This window comes from Proteus sp. G2674 (genome assembly GCF_009915195.1).
Taxonomy (GTDB): domain Bacteria; phylum Pseudomonadota; class Gammaproteobacteria; order Enterobacterales; family Enterobacteriaceae; genus Proteus; species Proteus mirabilis.
Genome location: NZ_JAABLS010000017.1, coordinates 43,238 through 62,556 on the forward strand (window position 1 = coordinate 43,238; position 19,319 = coordinate 62,556).

Below are 19,319 nucleotides of genomic sequence, written 5' to 3' on the forward strand. Positions count from 1 at the left end.
CTGCTTTCAACTTCTCATTAAAACTTTAAGACTTAAATAATTAAGGTTATTAGCCAATATGAACAGAGAGAATATGAGTGGAAGATCTACAAGCATTTTGGCAACTATATTATTTATAATTTATTCTCAAAATGTATATTCTGTAGAGTTTAACTTAGATGTTGTTGACTCTAAATCTAAAGATAATATTAACTTTGCTAGGTTTAGTGAAGCCGGTTATATTTTACCGGGCAAATATCAACTTAACTTAGTGCTTAATGGACAAGGGATCGGTTCATCAACATATACTGTTGACGTATTAGAAAGAGAAAACAAATTTCAAGATGAAAATAAAAAACTGTTACCTCAAGCCTGTTTAACAGGTGATATTATTTCATCTTTAGGATTAAAGGAAAAAATAGAAAATAATCTACCAATATGGAATGATGGAAAATGTATTGACTTATTAAGTCTAGATGGTGTTGAAGTTACAACAAAATTAAATGAAGGTATATTATCAATTAAAATACCTCAAATATGGCTTGAGTATACAAGTGCTACTTGGTTACCACCATCTCGCTGGGATGATGGGATCTCAGGTTTGATCCTTGATTATAATATTAATACCAATGTTAATATTCCTAAGGAAGGCAACAATACACAAAGTATTTATTACAATGGTACTGTTGGTTATAACTTTGGTAGTTGGCGTATTCGTTCTGATTATCAAGGAAATTATAACCGAACCTCTGGTGATGCGGAAAACAATAAAGATTTATTAAATTTTACTCGAGTTTATGGATATCGCGCGATCCGCAGCTTAAAGTCTAACTTAACCATCGGTGAAAACTTTATAAACTCTAATATATTTAATTCTTGGCGTTATACGGGGATTAGTTTAGAAAGTGATGATCGGATGCTCTCTCCTCAACTAAGAGGATATGCACCACAAGTTACAGGGATCGCTGAAACTAACGCAAGGGTAGTTGTTAAGCATCAAGGGCGTATTCTTTACGATTCAACAGTACCCGCAGGTCCATTTGCCATTCAAGATTTAGACAGTTCGGTACGTGGTAAATTGGATGTTGAGGTTATTGAGCAAAATGGAAAGACGAATAAATTTCAAATTGATACAGCCTATGTTCCTTATTTAACAAGACCGGGGCAAGTTCGTTATAAGGTTGTTGCAGGACGCTCTAGAGATAAATTACATAATACAGAAGGACCTATATTTGGTACGACTGAAGCTGCTTTTGGTTTAAGTAATGCTTGGACTATGTATGGCGGTACCATTTTCGCCGGTGATTATAATAGCGTAGCGATTGGGATTGGGCGCGATATGTTCGCTTTCGGTGCAGTATCTGCCGATATTACACAATCTTATGCTCGATTACCTGATCGTGGCACCATGCAAGGTAAATCATGGCGAGTCAGTTACTCTAAACGTTTTGATAATTTGGATGCGGATGTGACGTTCGCTGGATACCGATTTAATGAACGTAATTATATGACGATGCAAAATTATTTAGATGCACGTTATCGTGATGACTTTACTGGAAAAGAGAAAGAGCTTTATATAGTAACCTTTAATAAAGGTCTTTCTGAATATAACACTACAATTGGTGTACAATATAATCATCAGACATATTGGGATCAAAGTAATTCCGATTATTATTCTGTTAATTTAAATAAATATATGGATGTTTTTGCGATTAAAAATATTTCATTAAATTTATCGGCATCGAGATCTAAATACTATGGTAAAGATAATGATGTCTTCTTTGCGAGAGTTAGTATTCCATTAGAGAATAATAGAGGATTTATAAGTTATGATGGTTCAAAAAACTCAGGAAACTATACGCATAATATAGGCTATTTTAATACTTCTGAAGATAACTTAGCTAATTATAATTTAAATGTCTCAACTACATATGGCGATGATATGAATAGTAGCTCAAGCTTCTCTGGCTATTATGGACGCTATACTTCAATCGCTAATATCAATGCAAATGCGACTATTTCAGATAATAATACATCATCGTTTGGTTTCTCTGCTAATGGGGGCTTAACGATTACCGCTAAAGGAGCCGCACTTCACCCTGGTGGATTTAATGGTGGAACTCGCTTATTAGTTGATACTGAAGGTGTTGCAGGAGTGCCTGTTGATGGTGGCCGTGTAACAACCAATAATTGGGGTTATGGTGTTGTTACCGATATTAATAGTTATTATCGTAATGAAACATCGATCGATTTAACTAAATTACCTAATAATATAGAAGCGACACAGGCGATTGTAGAATCTTCATTAACTGAAGGGGCAATTGGTTATAGAAAATTTGAAGTGTTAAAAGGTGAGAAGGCCTTTGCAATAATTAGGTTAGCTGATAACTCTTATCCACCATTTGGTTCAATAATTAGTAATGCTAAAGGACGAGAGCTAGGAATAATTAGTGATGATGGTTTTGCTTGGCTAACAGGGATTAATCCAAATGAAGAAATTAATGTATCTTGGGGTGCTGAGCAAAGATGTGTTGCTAAACTGCCAAATAAAATAGAACCGAGTAATAAGATATTATTATTGTGTGAAAAATAACAATCGGTAATTCATAAAATTCAAAGGTCTCAAAATGAAAAAAATATCATGTTTATTATTAGGGTTAATAGTTACATCAAACGCTTATGCAGCAATTTCTTTAGATAGAACAAGAGCTATATACGAAGGTGGATCAAATGCATTAGTTATTAATATTACTAACGATAATAAACAATTACCGTATTTAGCTCAAACATGGATTGAAAATGATAAGAATGAAAAAATTGAGCTAGGGCCATTAATTGCTACACCATTAGTTCAGCGATTAGAGCCTGGTGATAAAGCGTTAATTAAAGTATCTGCGACACCAGATATTGAAAAATTACCTAACGATAGAGAAACATTATTTTATTTTAATGTCAGAGAAGTTCCACCTAAAGCTGAAGACAATAATGTATTACAAATTGCCTTACATACAAAAATAAAATTGTTTTATAGACCGAAACAAATATTGAGAGAGCCAAATGCTATTTGGCAAGATCAATTAGTTTTAAATAAGCTATCTGATGGTTATGAAATAGAGAATCCAACACCTTATTACATCACTGTATTCGGTATTGGTGGTTCAAAGAAAGAAGCGGTTGATTCTGAGTTTAATGCTGTCATGATTGCCCCTAAATCGTCACAAAGGGTTAATAGTAAAGTGTACTCAACGCCATACTTATCTTATATAAATGATTATGGTGGAAGACCGACAATTAAATTTCAATGTCAAGCTAATCGTTGTGTAGCCGAGAAAAAATAAAAACTGATTTTGGAGATAGAAAGGTGAAAAACAGAAAATTTATCTTTATGTTGATACTTTACATTAATGGCCTTTTTATTTCTCAAATTGGCTTTGCAGAACCTGTCGCTCGAGATAAATCATTCTTTAATGTTAATGAGGCAAAAATTAATTTTTACAATCAAAATGAAAAAAATCAACATGGTTTTATATATATAAAAGGCTCATTTTTAAATGCTCCTTGTGAGCTTATTTCGAATGAAATTAGTTTAAAGGAACTATATATTAAAGATATCGATGTTGTTATTGGTGGTTGTAATATTTATAGTGATTTTAAAAACAGCTCAAATAGTAAACCTATGTTTACTAGTGTGTTAAGTTTTACAAATAAAATCAACGATAACGTAGAAAATATTGATATAAGAATGAATAGATTAAAGCATTATAAAGATAATGTTATTTTGAATTACCTCTTTTCAGATGAAATAAAGAGAAATATTCTTGACCGGAAGTTAAATATATTAACTCTTAAATTGCAGTATAACTAATTTAAGGTAGATCATATGGTTATTTATTTTTATAGAGAATGGGTAAAAATATTATTTTTTATGCTTATTTTTTTACCTGTTGCAAATGCGGCTACAACAATGAATTTTGATGGTACTTTGATTGATACGCCATGTAGAATTGATCAATCAAGTTTAAACCAAAATGTGTTTTTTTTGAATAGTACACCAAGGGATTATTGGAAATATCCTGCGGTTAGACCTGCAGAAAAATTTACCATTAAACTTATCCAATGTGATGCCAAATCGTTATGGAAATCAGTGAAAATTAAATTTAATGGACAGCCAGAGCCAGAGATGGGAGCTGAACAACAAAAGTACCTTACACTTTCATCTGGTGTTAATAAAAGTAAGTTAGCCATTGGATTAATTGATATAGATGGAAACCAACGTATTACGTTAGGTGAAAACCATAACGGTGGAAATGGAACTCAACTTAACGATGGCACGATGTTGCTGACCTTTAATGCATTTGTTGAAGCGACACCAAAAGCAATACAGGAAAAAAGTGTTGTACCTGGAGTTTATAATGCCACGGTAGAATTTGAGGTTTCTTATGAATAAAAGTAAATATTTTATACTGCCTATTTTTTTATATTTACTATCAGGAGCTGCACGGGCAGTTGATATAAATATAGGTATTACAGGAACTATTTATGTTCCTCCGTGTGTTATTAATAATAATATTCCTATACAATTTTCCTTTAATCAAATAATGACATATAAAGTGGATGGCCAAACAAGTGCTATCACAAAAAATATTCCTATTACATGTACTTATTTTAAGGGGTCGCCTTACGTTAAAGTATCCGGTATTCAATTAGCTGGAGCGCCTGATAACGTTCTTCGCGTTTCCGCAGATAGCGTGAATTCAAATCGATTTGGTCTTGCCTTATATCAAGGGGATAGTGTTGATGCTAATCACCCTTTACGCTTGAATGGTTCAGCCTCTCGAGGTTATGCCGTCACTAAAGGTTTCTCTAATTCAGGGCAAGAAAGGAGCCAATTTACTATTACCGCAGTTCCTTTTAAAACAGGTACCGCTGATTTATCTCCTGGAAATTTTACGGCCTCCGCATCATTAAGCATTGTTTATAACTAAACCTAAAACAGAGTCAATGATGAGTATCAGAGACTGAGGTTTATATAATCCTAAAAATAGGACGGTTTAAATGAATAAGATATTAATAGGAATTGCTTTATTTTCTATTGCAGCACCGTATGCACATGCTGCTTGGCAACAAAATTTCTTGCATATTCCAGCAGGTGGAGGCGCTGCATCCGCAACAGCTCCTAGACTTAATGTAACCGATTCTAATGCAAGTGGCGTAATAAAGGTGACTATCCCTCAAGTTGGTGGGTGGCGGGTTATATCTTCATACTGTAGTGGTTCTGGCTCACGGGCAGAAGAAGGAAAATATCGCTATTGGATAAGATTCCCACAAACAAACACTTGGCAAAAACACTCATCAGGATTGAGTTATTATTTATCTAATATCTCTTGGTCATTAGCTGCTACCAATAATAATAATAATCAAGTTTATGTTGGACCAAATTATTATGCTAAGCAGTCACCGAGTGGTTGTCATAGTGTTGGAACAGTTTGGGGTTTAGGCTCTGAAGTGCTTCCGTTAGATCGAACAATGTCTTTAAGTGTGGCTGTTGCCAGATCAACGGCGTATCCAGGTACATATAATTTAAGCATTCCTTTTGCATGGGCTTATGAAGAAAATAAAGGATCAAGTACATACAATTCTTGGGATGGCTTTCGCCAGTTTGGTGATGCTATGAAACCTCATATGAACAGCTATATTAATATTCCTGTGACTATCACAAGTAAATGTAATATTAAAAACCAAGTTATTAACTTATCTCATGGAAATATGACACCAGAAGAATCTATTAACAATGTGACTCCGCCTTATAACTATCAACTAACGTGTGATTATGATGCATCAGTATCCGTTTCATTAATAGGAAGTGCACCTGTTTCTGGAAAAACGGAAAACTATACAAAATGTGGTAATGGTGGCTCTTGTGAGTTGAAATATAACGATACCGAATATAAAGGTAAATTTAAACTTAACGCAGGTGCTACAAAAACATTTTCTATCACATCAACCTTTCATCCTAATGATATAAGAAACCCCGTTGAAGGTAGTTTTCGAGGAAGTGCTATTTTGCGGGTGTTGGTTGACTGATCAGGCGATTAATATTGTAAGTTAATGCCGTCATCATATTGAATAGCAATAGCTCTTTCTTGTTCTTATCGAATATAGAGTAGTATATGAGCTATTGCTATTAACTTTTTGTTTGTACTGATAATCAATTTTTATTCTATATCATCTAAAAACGCCGGAGATGGGACAAAGAATAATGTGCCCGTGACGGGGGTACTGAATTTCAGTAGTTTATCGGTATGTCCTTCAGGTGTTCCTGCAAACATATTTTCTAACATACGGTTTGTTGTTGAGAAATAGCGAGCATAACCAATAAAATAGGTACCATATTCATTTTTGGAGGGATTTGAAAACGGCATATTTGCTCGTACGATTTTTAAATCATCACCGTTTTCATCTTGAATATTGGTGACGACATTGTGTGAGCCTGGATCTTTTTCTTCATCAGTTAGTTCAACATCATTGAATTTATGCCTACCGATCACTTTTTCTTGCTCGATGAGAGATTGGTTTTCCCAAGCCGCCATATCATGAATGTATTTTTGTACAAATGCATAACTTCCACCGGTAAACAGTGGATCTTCATCACCAACAACCGCATAAGCGACACGCTCATCTTCAAACTCAGGATTTTCTGTTCCATCCACAAAACCAATAATCGAGCGACCATCAAAATAGCGGAAACCATGTACTTCATCTTCTGAGGTGGCAATAGAGTTTAATTTTTGGCTAATAATTGCGGCTAATTCATAACAAGCGGATACCTTTAGTGCCCGTATGTGAAAAAACAGATCACCAGGTGTCGATACTGCGGTATACACATCGCCGTTGATTTGCTTAAAGGTATTTAATTCTCGCGGTTTAGCTTGATTAGGGAATAGTTTAGACCATGCATCAGCACCAAATCCCATCACACAACTTACGTCTAATTCAGGGAAACGGGTTCTCATACTACGAAGAAGACCTGATAGATTATTACAAAAGTCGATAAGAGTAGGGCGGGTTTCCGATGAGTTAATAAGATTAAAGACTAGAAAATAAGCGTTCTCACAGGGGGTTTTTGTTACATCTTGATATTTCATAGTGCTTCCTAATAGATACGTGGCGGAAAATTTTGCTTAATGCGATATAAGTAAAAACTAAATTTAGTTTTACACCAAAGTATTTCCTTTTACAAAGCATGGTTTTTGATTTTTATCATTAAAAATGAATAGTAAATATTTTTTGGGTTGGAAAACAATCGAACTGTGATTTTTGTGATAAATAATGCTTTTTATATAAATTTGAAAAAATTCTTAGCTTTTCTTTAGAGTAAATCACTAACTTATACAGGTATTTAGAATATAGTATTGATGTTTTTTAGCCATAGTGTTGATTAAATAAGCATTTAGAGCTTATATACAGCTAGAATTTATTTTATTTTAATCAGAAAACTCATTTTTATTGAAAATTAATATACGATTAACACTATATGAGTTATAAAAGAAAACAAAAAAATATTTTATTTAAAAAAGAAAAATTTTATTTTTATTTTTGTTTTTATTTTTGTTTCAAATTATTAAAAATAAGATTTATTAAAAGTAAAAAATATTGTTTAACTTATACTGTGTTTTATTAGTTAATAACACTATTTAATATTAAAATGTTATCAATATTATGCTGTAATAACCGAAACTTGTTTATTTCAAATAATAAATAGATAATACTCGCGTATTGAGTTAATTAATCTTATTTCTATTATCTCAATGTATTTAAAATAATTATTTGGAGAAATAAATGAGAAAAAGCTTTATTGCAATGTTGATTGCTACAACGTCTATTTTTGTCGCGAATAATGCATTAGCTGCAGATGGAACAATCGATTTTACAGGCGAAATTATCGATAACGCATGCGAATTAGCTGCTGGATCTGATGCTTTAAAAGTTAATTTAGGTAAGGTATCTAAAACAGCATTACCTAGTGCCGGAGTTACTGCTGCGGCAACTAAATTTACGATTAAATTAATTAATTGCCCTGCAACAGTAAGTACTGCATCTGTTAAATTTGATGCAGAGTCTTATTCTGGAGACGATACTGTTATTGCGCTAAAACAAGAGTCGGGAGTGGCAACAGGTGTCGGTATTCAAATTACGGATGATGCAAATACCGTTGTCCCTTTATTTACCGCATCTAAAACTTATCCATTAAAAGAAGGTGTTGAAAATAATTTAGACTTTAGAGCTCGTTATATTGCTAAAACAGATTCTGTCACTGCGGGTTTAGCAAATGCGAATGCAACATTTACTATTAATTATAATTAAAAATAACTAGGTAAGTCATAAGGTTTAAAGGGATTTAAACCTTATTATACAATCATTTTATGGTGATAATATGAAGTCTATTATTCTATTTTTTATTTCTTTATTTATTATTAATGCATCTTATGCAGGTGTTATTATTAGCGGCACAAGGGTAATTTATAATGAAGGCAATAAGAATGTCAGCATTAACGTGAAAAACCCAGATAAAATGCCTTATTTGATCCAGTCATGGATAGATGATTTTGAGGAAAAAAAACAGTCAAAATTTACGATCACGCCACCTTTATTTAGATTGAATCCAGATAAAGAGAATACATTGAGGATCTTTTTAACAGAAGAAGGGCTACCAAGTGATCAAGAATCTCTTTTTTGGTTAAATATAAAAACGATCCCTGCTACAGAAAAAACAGAAAATTCATTACAAATTGCATTTAAAACGCAAATGAAATTGATCTATAGACCTAAAAGTCTAAAAGACGTTAATTTTGAAGAAGAACAAAAAAAATTATCTTGGTCAAAAGAAAGAGGGAAAGTCATAGTTTATAATCCCACACCTTATTTTATGAATTTTCAAACAATCAAATTCAATGGAAAATTGGTTGATGATGTTTCTTATGCTAAACCTTTTTCAACGAAATCATTTGATATAAATGATAATAATGAACATGGTCTTATAAGCTGGGAGCTTATTAATGATTATGGGGCTAATGTGGATTTATCCGAAGTTAGAATATAATAATTAGGTTTCTAATATGAAAATAAGTAAGGTATGTATTAGCCTCATTTTATACTTAGGCTATGCAGCTTTATTATATGCAGAAAATAATAATTTAGATGATATCTATTTTGATCCAGATTTTTTAGAGCTGCCAAATAAAGATATTATTGATTTATCTTCTTTTGAGAATAACCAACAGCTAGCAGGTGACTATTATGTTGATATTTATGTTAACACTAATTTAATTTTAACTAAAAATATTAGATTTGATAAAGACAAAAATAATCAGCTTAAACCTTGTTTATCAGTAAATGATCTAAATGACTTTGGGGTTAAAACAACAGATTATCCTGGGCTTTATTCTGAATATACTAGCTGTGTCAATTTGTCTGCGATACCAGAAGCTAAAAGTGAATTAGATTTTGATTCACAAAGGTTATATTTAAGTATTCCGCAAATTGCATTATCTAAAAACCCAAGAGGATATATAGAGTTAGATAATATTGATAATGGTATAAATGCCTTATTACTAAACTATAGTTATAGTGGTTCTAAAAACTATGATCGTAAGAATGGCAGTTCAAATACAACTTCAAATTATATAAATTTAAGACCAGGTTTAAATTTAGGACCATGGCGTTTAAGAAACTACACAACATGGTCGAGTACAAGTAATCAATCAGGGAAGTGGAACACCCTTTATACCTATTTATCTAGGAATATAAATAAAATAAAAAGTCAGTTAATACTAGGGGATGGGATATCTTCATCTGATGTTTTTGATAGTGTTCCGTTTCGAGGCATGCAATTATCAACAGATGATGAGATGTATCCAGAAAGTTTAAGAGGCTATGCGCCTATCATTAGAGGGATTGCAAAAAGTAACTCGCAAATAACTATCAAACAAAATGGATATACTATTTATCAAACTGAAGTGGCAGCTGGCCCTTTTGAAATTAATGATTTATATCCATCAGGTAGTAGTGGGGATTTATACGTTACGATTAAAGGTGCTAATGGTAGTGAGCAACATCAAATCGTACCTTTCGCCTCTTTACCTGTATTACAGCGTGAAGGTCATTTCACTTATAGCGTAACGGGCGGTGAATATCGTGCTTATGATAATAATGTAGATAAAACGAAGTTTGGCCAGTTTACATTAGTTTATGGTTTACCTTATGGCACTACTGCTTATGGGGGGAGTCAGTTGAGCCAAAATTATCAATCTTACTCCCTAGGTATTGGGAAGAATTTAGGCTCATTTGGTGCTGTTTCTGTTGATGTTACACAGGCTAAGTCAACTTTTAATGATGGAAGGAAGCAACAAGGTCAGTCTTATCGGTTTAGATATAATAAGAATTTGAACGATATAGGAACCAATATTGCTTTAGCAGGTTATCGCTATTCAACGAGTGGCTTTTATAGTTTATCTGAAGTATTTGATAGTTTTCGTCGTACTCATTATAGCCCTGAAATTGAGCAACGCCGTCATCGTGCGGAGATAACGCTTAATCAAAATTTAGGTGATAAATATGGCTCTTTAGCTATCGGATATATACAAGAGGATTATTGGAACAGCAAAAGCAAAAAACAATCAGCAACACTTGGTTATAATAATAGCTGGCAAGGTATCAGCTATGGAATAAATTATACCTATAATAAAAATACAGTTAATCATTCTTATATTTCTGATCAGAAATATAAGAATGATGATGAACATTTGTTGGCTTTTTCGGTGAATGTGCCCTTTAGCGTATTTGATAATACTTTTTATTATAATTTTAATGCGAATAGTAACAATAATAGTTCAAGTACAGGAAGTGTAGGTATATCGGCATCTCAGTTAAATAATCGATTAAATTGGAGTGTGCAACAAGCATTTACCAATCAAGATCAAGGATCTTCTGGAAATATCAATGCATCCTACAAAGGCCAACTAGGTGATATTACGGGGGGGTACAGTTATAGCAAAGATAATCATAATCTTTACTATGGTGTGAGCGGTAGCGTAGTTGCTCATTCTCAGGGAGTTGTTTTTGGACAGCAACTGGGAGAAACCGCGGCAATCGTAGATATTCCTAATGCGGGTGATATTACGATATTAAATCAAGCGGGAGTTAGGACTAATAACTCAGGGTATGCATTAGTTCCTTATGTCACACCATATCGTAAAAATACTGTCGAGATCGATACATTAAGATTGCCAGAGAATGCTGAAATGGAACTTACCAGTCAGACGGTTTTACCGAGTCGAGGGGCTTTAGTAAAAGCGAATTTTTCAGCAAATGTAGGCTATCGTGTATTAATGACGATAAATTTGGAAAACAAAAAGCCAGTACCATTTGGCGCTCAAGCTATTTTTAAAGACAATAGTCAGTTAAATAGTATTGTAGGTAATGATGGAGAAGTTTATTTATCAGGGCTAAAACAGAAAGGGAACTTTACTATTAAATACAACAATGAAAGCTGTCAGGTAAATTATGATCTATCTGATATTCCAGATTATTTAGGGCTCTATAAAACGACTGTAACTTGCTATTAATTAATTTAAATATCAAACATAGTTATTTTTATAGCTATTGATGTTTGCTACCTGTAGGAAAGTAAAATGATAAAAGTAATGAGGCTCTTCCTTCTTATAACTACTATTGGAATAAGTTTTTTTTCATCTGCAGGAAGTACTGTGACACTTCAATTTTCTGGAAATATAAAAGCCGCGACTTGTAATGTTTCTGGTAGTAAAAATATTAATATTGATTTGAAACAGATGCCAGAAAGTTTATTTAATAAAGTAAACTCTAGTTCTGTTTGGAATGATTTTAATATTAAGTTAATAGATTGTTCTCCGGGAGTAAATCAAGTAAAGCTGAATTTTTCTGGAACGCCTGATAATGCTGATGTGAATAATTTATATAAAAATGAGGGGACGGCAAAAAATATTGCCGTTCAATTACAAAATAAAAACAGTAATGGCGAAATTCCATTAGGCAATGGAAAAAATTTATATATCGCGGTTAATGGTAAACCATCGGTTACTGTTCCACTAAGAACACGAGCATTTAGTAAATTCGGTAATGCAACACCGGGGACGGTGTCCGCCAAAATAACAGCAACGCTTATTTATCAATAAAAAGAGGGTGTTATGTGGAAATCACTAACGTTATTTTTATTATTTTCATATTCTCCTATCGCATTAAGCAACACTGTTAATATTAATGTATATGGGTCAGTAGTAGCCTCACCTTGTGAGTTAGAAACGAAAAACCATTTAATTGATTTAAAAAAAATCAATATTAGAAATATTAAAAATGGTCAAGCATCAGACTGGATAGATTTTTCTATAAAATTAAAAAACTGCCCAGTTAATACAGAGAAAGTCACTATGATTTTAAGAGGCCAAAGTGTTCCTAATTATTCGGAATATTTTATTAATAGTGGGACGGCTAAAGATATAGCACTAAATTTAGCAATGCAAAATAATAAAGGTATTGTAAAAAATAATGATAAATTAATGACGGCTGTTAATAAATATAACCATAATGCGGAATTTGCTTTATCGGCAAGAATGGTTGGCTATGGAAATAATATAACGGTGGGATCATTTAAGAGCCATCTTGAATTTACTCTTATTTATAATTAAATGTGTCATAAAGGGGGTTCAAGTGAATCGCTCTTATCCAGCATCAAAGATGGTAGGAAAAAAAATCGCTTATTACCGTAGGGTTAATGGCCTCACATTAAGTGAATTGGCTGATAAAATAGGTATAAGTCAACAGCAGCAATCAAGATATGAACGGGGAATTAATCGAGTGAGTCTAGATAGGCTTTATCAATATGCTTGTTTTTTCGGTATTAGTTTAAGTGATCTTTTTCAATTAGATGATGAAGATAAAGTAGAAATAGAAAATAAAATATCAAATATAATAGGGAATAAAAATGAATCATTTAATAAATAAAAAAATTTTTTTATTAGCTACATTATTGTTTTTTTCAGCTAACTCTTTTGCGGCTTGTATTCAAAATCCTAATTTAAAAAATATTTGGGTTAATATACCCAATAAAGTTTATACACTTCAATATGATGATATGCGCACAGGTATATTAGATAAGATTATAATTAATTATAGAGCAGGACCTATAAAAACTTTTTCAGGTAATGATGGGAAATGTGGTAACTCTATAATTTCGGCAAATTATACTAATGGATGGGTACCAAATGCTGAGAAAATAGTACAGACAAATATCCCTGGTATAGGAATTCAAGTTTATTTCAATAAATTTGGCGCGTTAAACACCACTTGGTCTAAGAAAGGAGATGGAACACACAACTCATATTTATTTGAATACCCGAATTGGACAGTTTATATAATGAAAACAGGCAGAGTAACGCAATCAGGAAGCCTTCAATGGGGTAAGATTGCTCAAGCAGTACAAAATAATACACAACCTAAAAACACAACTTGGAACTTAACTTCACTTTATTTGCCTCTTAATGCAATAAAGATAAATTCATTAAAATGTACTACAAAATCATCAAATTATAATATTAATATGGGGACTTGGTATGATACTCAATTTAAAAATATTGGTGATGTCAGTAAAAGTGTAGATGTTCCTATTACATTAAACTGTGCGGCTGGCACTAACATTAAAGCGACAGTGACAAGTAGTGCTGGATATATAGATGCAAATACAGGGAAATTAAACCTATCGGGCACTAATCGAGCCACTGGTGTTGCCATTCAGTTATTAGATAAAAACAATAATCCGATAAAACTAAATACAAAAAATAGTCTACAAAATGGGGTCTCCTCCGGTGATTATATATTTGGTTGGAAAGCAAGATATATAAAAACAGGTAATAAAATAACGCCTGGTAGTGCTAACTCAACAGCAACAGTAAATATCTTATATGAGTGATAATAATATATTTTTCGATATGGTTTTGTCATTCGAGGCGATTATGAATAAAAAAATATCAAAGATAGTTGGCGCAAGAATAAAAATGTTAAGACAACAACATGGTATGACCGGCAGTGAGCTTGGTGCTTTATTAGGAGTAAGCCAGCAACATCAATCACGCTTTGAAAATGGGGAGTGCAATATTCATGTGGATGTAATTTACTTATTATCTTATATTTTTAAAGTTAAATTAAATTATTTTTTTCAAGATATAAATGACTGTTTTGATCAAGAAGGAATAGCCTATAAAGAAAGTTATTATCATTCTGAGACGATTGTCGAAAAGTGTGAACTTTGGCGCTAGTTAATATGATGCCTAACAGACAGATTAGGCATCATATTTTTGTTTTTATTATTTTACCAATATCCCAGCACCTTCCACCATAAACTACCAAGGGTTATCCAGATAATGAGGTTAACAATGCTCATAACAAAACCTGCTTTCCACCACTCACCTAAGGTCGCATAGCCTGAGCCGAAAATAATCGGTGCAGTACCTGTGCCGTAATGAGTTAAAGACATCATTAATGAAGAAGAGAAAGCTAAAATAAGTCCTAATAACATTGGTGGCGCGCCAAGAGCTAAACCTGCGGCATAGAATGCAGCAAACATGGCGGTAATATGAGCTGTGGTGCTAGCAAAGAAATAGTGAGAATAGACATAAATAAGCACAAGTAATATCATACCACTTACCCAGCTTATCCCCATACTATCAATACCGGCACCAACACTTAATGAGAGCCATTTAATTAGACCTAATTTTCCTAAAAAAGAGGCCATCATTACTAATGCGGAAAACCAAACCACGGTATCCCATGCACCTTTGTTTTTTAAAATATCATCCCAATTTAATACGCCAGTACATAATAAGATTGATAAACCAATAAAAGCCGCAGTAGTCGCATTAATACTAAAAGCATCACCAAATAATAGTGCGGGTATTCCTGCCCACATAATTAATAACAGTGCAAATACTCCCAAAGTGATTTTTTCTGGTAATGAAATAGGGCCTAATTGAGCTAAACGCTCTTTGGCAAAGTGGGGAGCATTCGGCGTATGGGTTATCTCTGGTTTATATAAAAAGTAGATCACAATCGGCATTAAAAATAATGAAACAATGGCGGGAACAAAAGCCGCTATTGCCCACATTGACCAAGTTAACTCATTTTCAGGCCCTGTTTCACCGATAATCAAGCTTACAATAAGAGGATTAGGCGCGGTTGCGGTAATAAACATCGCTGAGGTGATAGGATTGATATTATAATTGACTAGCGATAAATAACGACCAATCTTACCACTAGTACCCTCTTCGGGTTTTGAATTAAAGCTATCGGCAATAGATCGCATTATTGGGTGAATAATCCCGCCACCTCGAGCTGTATTACTTGGCGTAACAGGGGCGAGGATCGTTTCTGCAATAGCTAGGGAATAAGCGATACCAATGGTTTTTTTACCAAATAACGAAATAAAATAGTAGCCAATTCTAGCACCTAATCCGGTTTTATTAAGACTCATTGAAACCATAATAGAAATACCGATTAACCAGATAAGATTGTTGGAAAAGCCACTTAATGCATCATTAATCGCGCCTTTAGTTGAGTCTGGGTTAGTGACGCCTGTTGCGGCAACAAGCGCAATAGCAATAATGGATACTGCCCCTATAGGTAAGGCTTTGCCGATAATAGCCGCAATAGTACCAACAAACAGCGCTAACAAGTGCCAAGCATTGGGATCTACCCCTTGAGGAACAGGGATAACAAACCAAATGATAAGGGTAATAACAACAGCAATTAAGGTAGGTATAGGTCGTAATGGAGTTAATTTATTCATCAGGTTATTCCATTAAAAACAGGTGTAAGAAATAATTGTAAGTGACAGATTATGTAAATAAGTATTTTTATTAATTATAATCTTATTAACATATTTTTAAATATACATTGATTAATATCATAAAAATAAAATTAAATCTTAACATCTTGGTTTGTAATTAAGTTTTTAAGTAACTATTTGTTTTATAGTCATTATTGTTTAGGTGATTTATTGTTTACTCAGACTAGTTGTTTTGTGTTAAATTAATTTAAATAGTAATAATCTTTTTAATTACCCCTGTTTTTTTATTCTTTATTGTGTTATGTAATTAAAAATAAGCATCACAGAATTAAAATAATTTCCATTTTTATTTATATTATATTGCTATAATTAATGGTTATTTTTATTTTACTAAAATATCAGCCTATAATATATTATTAGCGTGAAAATAGATCATAATATATGTATCATAATTTCCGAAGCTGAAACAATTCAGTTTTTATATAATGACAATTAAATAGGTAATAGGCGATGAAGTATGATCTAAATGACCTCTATTATTTTGTTAAAGTGGTGGAGTTTGGCGGTTTTTCACAAGCGGCCGAAACGTTAGGTATTCCTAAATCAAAACTTAGTCGTCGTATTGCTGATTTAGAAGAGAGACTAAAGGTCTCGCTGATCTATCGTTCAACTCGTCAATTTCATGTCACTAAGATAGGGCAAACTTTTTACCAACAGTGTAAAAATGTCGTTGAACAAGCGGAGATTGCTCAAGAGGTTATTTGTTCAGCACAAGGGCACCCTCACGGCACGATCAAACTCTCTTGCCCAGTTGCATTACTGCAAATTTATATTCAAGATATTTTGGTGGATTTTATGGCAAAATATCCTGATATCAATATACAAATTTTAGCGATTAACCGCCCTGTGGATGTGATCAGTGAAGGTCTTGACTTAGCTTTACGAGTTAGAGCATTACCTTTGGATGATTCTGGCTTAACGATGAAAATATTAGGTTATTCTCGCCGTGTTTTAGTGGCTAATCCGCTATTATTTGCAACCAACAGTGCGCCTGATTCTCCAGAGCAACTTGCTGATTATCCTATTTTAGCTAATAGCGAACATTCGCAGCAGTATACGCTAACGCTTACCCATAATGATGGTACCGTTTCAACGCAACATGTTACACCTAAATTAGCGACAACGGATGTGATGACCTTATATAAAGCAACATTAAAGGGACTTGGGATCACGCGTTTACCATTGAGTGTCGTAGAGAAAGAGTTAGCAGATGGCTCTTTGGTGGAAGTCTTACCACAGTGGCGTTTTCCTAAAGATGTTATTCATGCCGTGTATCCGTCACGAAAAGGTTTATTACCCGCTATTCAAGTGTTATTAGATTATTTAGCGCAGAATATGGCTCCATATAAAGAGTAAAAAATAGATACAAACGACTGCTCTAAGTGAGCAGCCGTTTGTTATAAAAGTTATAGAGCAAGGAGAGTATTAATCATATTTCGTTTGGGATACGACCAAATTTACCTTGGTTAAAGTCATCAATAGCTTGCCTAATTTCATCTTTGCTGTTCATCACAAATGGACCATAACCAACTACAGGCTCATTAATTGGCTCTCCGCTAAGATATAACACAACCGCATCTTCAATGGCTTCAAGATTAATTGAGCCACCTTGATTATCTAAAATAACCAAATCGCCCGTATTTAATTGAGTTTGGCTATCAAGATAGGCGCTACCATGGAGTATCACTAATCCCACATAGCGATCTTTTTTACTTGGTAAGGTCGTAGATTTACCACTTTTCAATTGAATATCCCAAACGTCAACAGGTGAAAAGGTTTTTGCCGCCCCTTGAGTTTGATGATATTCCCCCGCAATCACGCGCAGTTGTCCGGCATCATTCGCTAATGGAAGCACTGGAATAGCACTCTCTTTGAGTAACTGATAGCCAGCAGGCGCTGATTTAGCATGAGATGGGAGGTTTACCCATAACTGCACCATATCAAGTATGCCTCCCGCTTGGTTAAAGGCATCAGAGTGATACTCTTGATGTAATATACCTGATGCTGCGGTCATCCATTGTACATCTCCAGGGCCAATCACTCCTCCTTCACCTGTAGAATCGTGATGTGCCACTTCCCCTTTATAGACAATAGTCACAGTCTCAAACCCACGGTGAGGGTGTTCGCCTACACCACGGTTATGGCCTTGAGAGGCTGGAAAATCAGTCGGGCCAGCTCTGTCTAATAATAAAAATGGATTTAAATATTTACCATGATCACCATAACTAAATAGTGAGCGTACATGGAAGCCATCACCGACCCAATGTTGACGAGGCGCTTTATAAACACCAATAACTTTTTTCATAATGATATTCCTATAAAATTTCTATAGGTGGTATTCTAATGAGCTATATTGATTTGAGTAGAGGGGAAAATAGGTTTCATTATTCTAAAAATAGAACAATGACAAAAGTGTTTCAGTGTTCTATTTTTAGAATAGTGTTTATCATTATTGCTACTACCGACTTTTTAATTAATTGACTATTGTTAATTATATCGAGAGCGAGGAGATAATTAACGCTATTTCCTTATATCTTCTTCATATTGTTAATAATCGTTTTTGTTAATTAGAAGGAATAAATAAATGAGTACTCCTGCAAATTTCAATGGTCAACGTCCAGTTATTAATCCAGATGATGCTGTTATGTTATTGATCGATCACCAAAGTGGTTTATTCCAAACCGTTGGTGATATGCCAATGACGGAATTACGCGCTCGTGCTGCAGTATTAGCAAAAATGGCAACATTAGCGAAGATACCAGTTATTACAACGGCTTCTGTCCCTCAAGGTCCTAATGGCCCATTAATTCCAGAAATTCATCAAAATGCACCACATGCTAAATATGTTGCCCGTAAAGGTGAAATTAACGCATGGGATAACCCTGAGTTTGTTGAAGCAGTGAAAGCAACGGGTAAAAAGCAATTAATTATTGCTGGTACTATTACGAGTGTTTGCATGGCGTTCCCAGCAATTAGTGCTGTTGCAGAAGGTTATCAAGTTTTTGCTGTGATTGATGCATCAGGAACGTATAGCAAAATGGCAGAAGAAATTACCTTAGCACGTATTGTTCAAGCCGGTGTTGTGCCTATGGATACGGCAGCAGTGGCTTCTGAAATGCAAAAAACTTGGAACCGTGCAGATGCCGCTGAATGGGCTCAAGCTTATACCCAAATATTCCCTGCTTATCAGTTATTAATTGAAAGTTATAGTAAAGCTCAAGATGTTATAAAGAATAATGAAACTTTAGATTCACAACGTTAATTTGTTCTTGAATTTATTTAAAACTTATTAATTTAAAAATGCCTATAAATATTATTTTTATAGGCATTATTTTTGCTTTTTTTCAATAATATTATTTTTAGCAAGGGTGTAAAAGTAAAGTGTAGACTTATGTTTATTTATATG

The 19,319-nt window shown here is 33.7% G+C and carries 19 protein-coding genes; 16 read left to right on the forward strand and 3 right to left on the reverse strand.

What is annotated here, in order from left to right; all coding sequences use genetic code 11:
- Positions 1–73: 73 nt before the first annotated feature.
- From GWI58_RS07630 to GWI58_RS07655, 6 genes are all read left to right on the forward strand, one after another.
- Positions 74–2,572 carry a fimbria/pilus outer membrane usher protein gene (locus tag GWI58_RS07630; RefSeq protein WP_161769051.1) on the forward strand — a complete coding sequence of 833 codons (2,499 nt, stop codon included), beginning with the start codon at positions 74–76 and terminating at the stop codon, positions 2,570–2,572.
- A 34-nt stretch (positions 2,573–2,606) separates the two neighbouring features.
- Positions 2,607–3,317 (forward strand): fimbrial biogenesis chaperone, encoded by a 711-nt coding sequence (locus GWI58_RS07635; protein ID WP_161769052.1) that lies wholly within the window; start codon positions 2,607–2,609, stop codon positions 3,315–3,317.
- 23 nt (positions 3,318–3,340) lie between these two features.
- Positions 3,341–3,844: a fimbrial protein gene (locus tag GWI58_RS07640; protein WP_185686989.1), complete on the forward strand. Its 504-nt coding sequence runs from the start codon at positions 3,341–3,343 to the stop codon at positions 3,842–3,844.
- A 15-nt stretch (positions 3,845–3,859) separates the two neighbouring features.
- Positions 3,860–4,426, forward strand: coding sequence for a fimbrial protein (locus GWI58_RS07645; RefSeq protein ID WP_036895529.1), 567 nt, complete (start codon positions 3,860–3,862; stop codon positions 4,424–4,426).
- A complete protein-coding gene (locus GWI58_RS07650) occupies positions 4,419–4,964 on the forward strand; it encodes a fimbrial protein (protein ID WP_094959905.1) in 546 nt (181 codons plus the stop codon). The genes GWI58_RS07645 and GWI58_RS07650 overlap by 8 nt, the downstream gene beginning before the upstream one ends.
- Positions 4,965–5,034: 70 nt before the next feature.
- The gene (locus tag GWI58_RS07655) at positions 5,035–6,063 is read left to right on the forward strand and encodes a PixG protein (RefSeq protein WP_161769053.1); all 1,029 of its coding nucleotides are present in this window, start codon (positions 5,035–5,037) and stop codon (positions 6,061–6,063) included.
- Between the two features lie 131 nt (positions 6,064–6,194).
- Here GWI58_RS07655 and GWI58_RS07660 read toward each other — a convergent pair whose 3' ends face one another.
- Positions 6,195–7,124 carry a Dyp-type peroxidase gene (locus tag GWI58_RS07660; protein WP_161769054.1) on the reverse strand — a complete coding sequence of 310 codons (930 nt, stop codon included), beginning with the start codon at positions 7,122–7,124 and terminating at the stop codon, positions 6,195–6,197.
- Positions 7,125–7,818: 694 nt separating this feature from the next.
- Here GWI58_RS07660 and GWI58_RS07665 point away from each other — a divergent pair.
- The 8 genes from GWI58_RS07665 (at position 7,819) to GWI58_RS07700 (ending at position 14,327) form a co-directional block, all read left to right on the forward strand.
- The gene (locus GWI58_RS07665; protein WP_004244318.1) at positions 7,819–8,343 is read left to right on the forward strand and encodes a fimbrial protein; all 525 of its coding nucleotides are present in this window, start codon (positions 7,819–7,821) and stop codon (positions 8,341–8,343) included.
- A gap of 70 nt (positions 8,344–8,413) precedes the next feature.
- Positions 8,414–9,079 (forward strand): fimbrial biogenesis chaperone, encoded by a 666-nt coding sequence (locus GWI58_RS07670; RefSeq protein WP_094959903.1) that lies wholly within the window; start codon positions 8,414–8,416, stop codon positions 9,077–9,079.
- Positions 9,080–9,095: 16 nt separating this feature from the next.
- On the forward strand, positions 9,096–11,603 hold the full coding sequence (locus tag GWI58_RS07675) for a fimbria/pilus outer membrane usher protein (protein ID WP_161769055.1): 2,508 nt from the start codon (positions 9,096–9,098) through the stop codon (positions 11,601–11,603).
- Between the two features lie 66 nt (positions 11,604–11,669).
- Positions 11,670–12,191, forward strand: a complete 522-nt coding sequence (locus GWI58_RS07680) for a fimbrial protein (RefSeq protein ID WP_094959901.1) — start codon at positions 11,670–11,672, stop codon at positions 12,189–12,191.
- Positions 12,192–12,203: 12 nt separating this feature from the next.
- Entirely contained in the window at positions 12,204–12,701 is a 498-nt protein-coding gene (locus tag GWI58_RS07685; protein ID WP_004244312.1) for a fimbrial protein, read from the forward strand.
- Between the two features lie 22 nt (positions 12,702–12,723).
- On the forward strand, positions 12,724–13,017 hold the full coding sequence (locus tag GWI58_RS07690) for a helix-turn-helix domain-containing protein (RefSeq protein ID WP_094959911.1): 294 nt from the start codon (positions 12,724–12,726) through the stop codon (positions 13,015–13,017).
- Positions 12,998–13,981 carry a fimbrial protein gene (locus GWI58_RS07695; protein WP_094959900.1) on the forward strand — a complete coding sequence of 328 codons (984 nt, stop codon included), beginning with the start codon at positions 12,998–13,000 and terminating at the stop codon, positions 13,979–13,981. Before GWI58_RS07690 ends, GWI58_RS07695 begins: the two co-directional genes overlap by 20 nt.
- Positions 13,974–14,327 (forward strand): helix-turn-helix domain-containing protein, encoded by a 354-nt coding sequence (locus GWI58_RS07700; RefSeq protein ID WP_004244307.1) that lies wholly within the window; start codon positions 13,974–13,976, stop codon positions 14,325–14,327. Before GWI58_RS07695 ends, GWI58_RS07700 begins: the two co-directional genes overlap by 8 nt.
- Before the next feature lie 53 nt (positions 14,328–14,380).
- Here GWI58_RS07700 and GWI58_RS07705 read toward each other — a convergent pair whose 3' ends face one another.
- Positions 14,381–15,853 (reverse strand): anion permease, encoded by a 1,473-nt coding sequence (locus GWI58_RS07705; RefSeq protein ID WP_049198917.1) that lies wholly within the window; start codon positions 15,851–15,853, stop codon positions 14,381–14,383.
- Between the two features lie 510 nt (positions 15,854–16,363).
- Here GWI58_RS07705 and GWI58_RS07710 point away from each other — a divergent pair.
- Positions 16,364–17,269, forward strand: coding sequence for a LysR substrate-binding domain-containing protein (locus GWI58_RS07710; protein WP_004248666.1), 906 nt, complete (start codon positions 16,364–16,366; stop codon positions 17,267–17,269).
- Between the two features lie 73 nt (positions 17,270–17,342).
- On the opposite strand, the gene GWI58_RS07715 is transcribed toward GWI58_RS07710, so the two are convergent.
- Positions 17,343–18,218: a pirin family protein gene (locus GWI58_RS07715; protein ID WP_004244304.1), complete on the reverse strand. Its 876-nt coding sequence runs from the start codon at positions 18,216–18,218 to the stop codon at positions 17,343–17,345.
- A gap of 279 nt (positions 18,219–18,497) precedes the next feature.
- Between GWI58_RS07715 and GWI58_RS07720 the strand changes: the two genes are divergently transcribed.
- Positions 18,498–19,175 (forward strand): hydrolase, encoded by a 678-nt coding sequence (locus GWI58_RS07720; RefSeq protein WP_161769056.1) that lies wholly within the window; start codon positions 18,498–18,500, stop codon positions 19,173–19,175.
- The last annotated feature ends 144 nt before the right edge of the window (positions 19,176–19,319 follow it).

What these genes read in the sequence shown, in the direction of transcription:
- GWI58_RS07645 (WP_036895529.1), top strand. Translation starts at nt 3,860, where the DNA reads ATGGTTATTTATTTTTATAGAGAATGGGTAAAAATATTATTTTTTATG.
- GWI58_RS07700 (WP_004244307.1), top strand. Translation starts at nt 13,974, where the DNA reads ATGAGTGATAATAATATATTTTTCGATATGGTTTTGTCATTCGAGGCG.
- GWI58_RS07705 (WP_049198917.1), bottom strand. Translation starts at nt 15,853, where the DNA reads ATGAATAAATTAACTCCATTACGACCTATACCTACCTTAATTGCTGTT.
- GWI58_RS07695 (WP_094959900.1), top strand. Translation starts at nt 12,998, where the DNA reads ATGAATCATTTAATAAATAAAAAAATTTTTTTATTAGCTACATTATTG.
- GWI58_RS07665 (WP_004244318.1), top strand. Translation starts at nt 7,819, where the DNA reads ATGAGAAAAAGCTTTATTGCAATGTTGATTGCTACAACGTCTATTTTT.
- GWI58_RS07720 (WP_161769056.1), top strand. Translation starts at nt 18,498, where the DNA reads ATGAGTACTCCTGCAAATTTCAATGGTCAACGTCCAGTTATTAATCCA.
- GWI58_RS07635 (WP_161769052.1), top strand. Translation starts at nt 2,607, where the DNA reads ATGAAAAAAATATCATGTTTATTATTAGGGTTAATAGTTACATCAAAC.
- GWI58_RS07660 (WP_161769054.1), bottom strand. Translation starts at nt 7,124, where the DNA reads ATGAAATATCAAGATGTAACAAAAACCCCCTGTGAGAACGCTTATTTT.
- GWI58_RS07710 (WP_004248666.1), top strand. Translation starts at nt 16,364, where the DNA reads ATGAAGTATGATCTAAATGACCTCTATTATTTTGTTAAAGTGGTGGAG.
- GWI58_RS07675 (WP_161769055.1), top strand. Translation starts at nt 9,096, where the DNA reads ATGAAAATAAGTAAGGTATGTATTAGCCTCATTTTATACTTAGGCTAT.
- GWI58_RS07630 (WP_161769051.1), top strand. Translation starts at nt 74, where the DNA reads ATGAGTGGAAGATCTACAAGCATTTTGGCAACTATATTATTTATAATT.
- GWI58_RS07680 (WP_094959901.1), top strand. Translation starts at nt 11,670, where the DNA reads ATGATAAAAGTAATGAGGCTCTTCCTTCTTATAACTACTATTGGAATA.
- GWI58_RS07655 (WP_161769053.1), top strand. Translation starts at nt 5,035, where the DNA reads ATGAATAAGATATTAATAGGAATTGCTTTATTTTCTATTGCAGCACCG.
- GWI58_RS07650 (WP_094959905.1), top strand. Translation starts at nt 4,419, where the DNA reads ATGAATAAAAGTAAATATTTTATACTGCCTATTTTTTTATATTTACTA.
- GWI58_RS07715 (WP_004244304.1), bottom strand. Translation starts at nt 18,218, where the DNA reads ATGAAAAAAGTTATTGGTGTTTATAAAGCGCCTCGTCAACATTGGGTC.
- GWI58_RS07670 (WP_094959903.1), top strand. Translation starts at nt 8,414, where the DNA reads ATGAAGTCTATTATTCTATTTTTTATTTCTTTATTTATTATTAATGCA.
- GWI58_RS07685 (WP_004244312.1), top strand. Translation starts at nt 12,204, where the DNA reads ATGTGGAAATCACTAACGTTATTTTTATTATTTTCATATTCTCCTATC.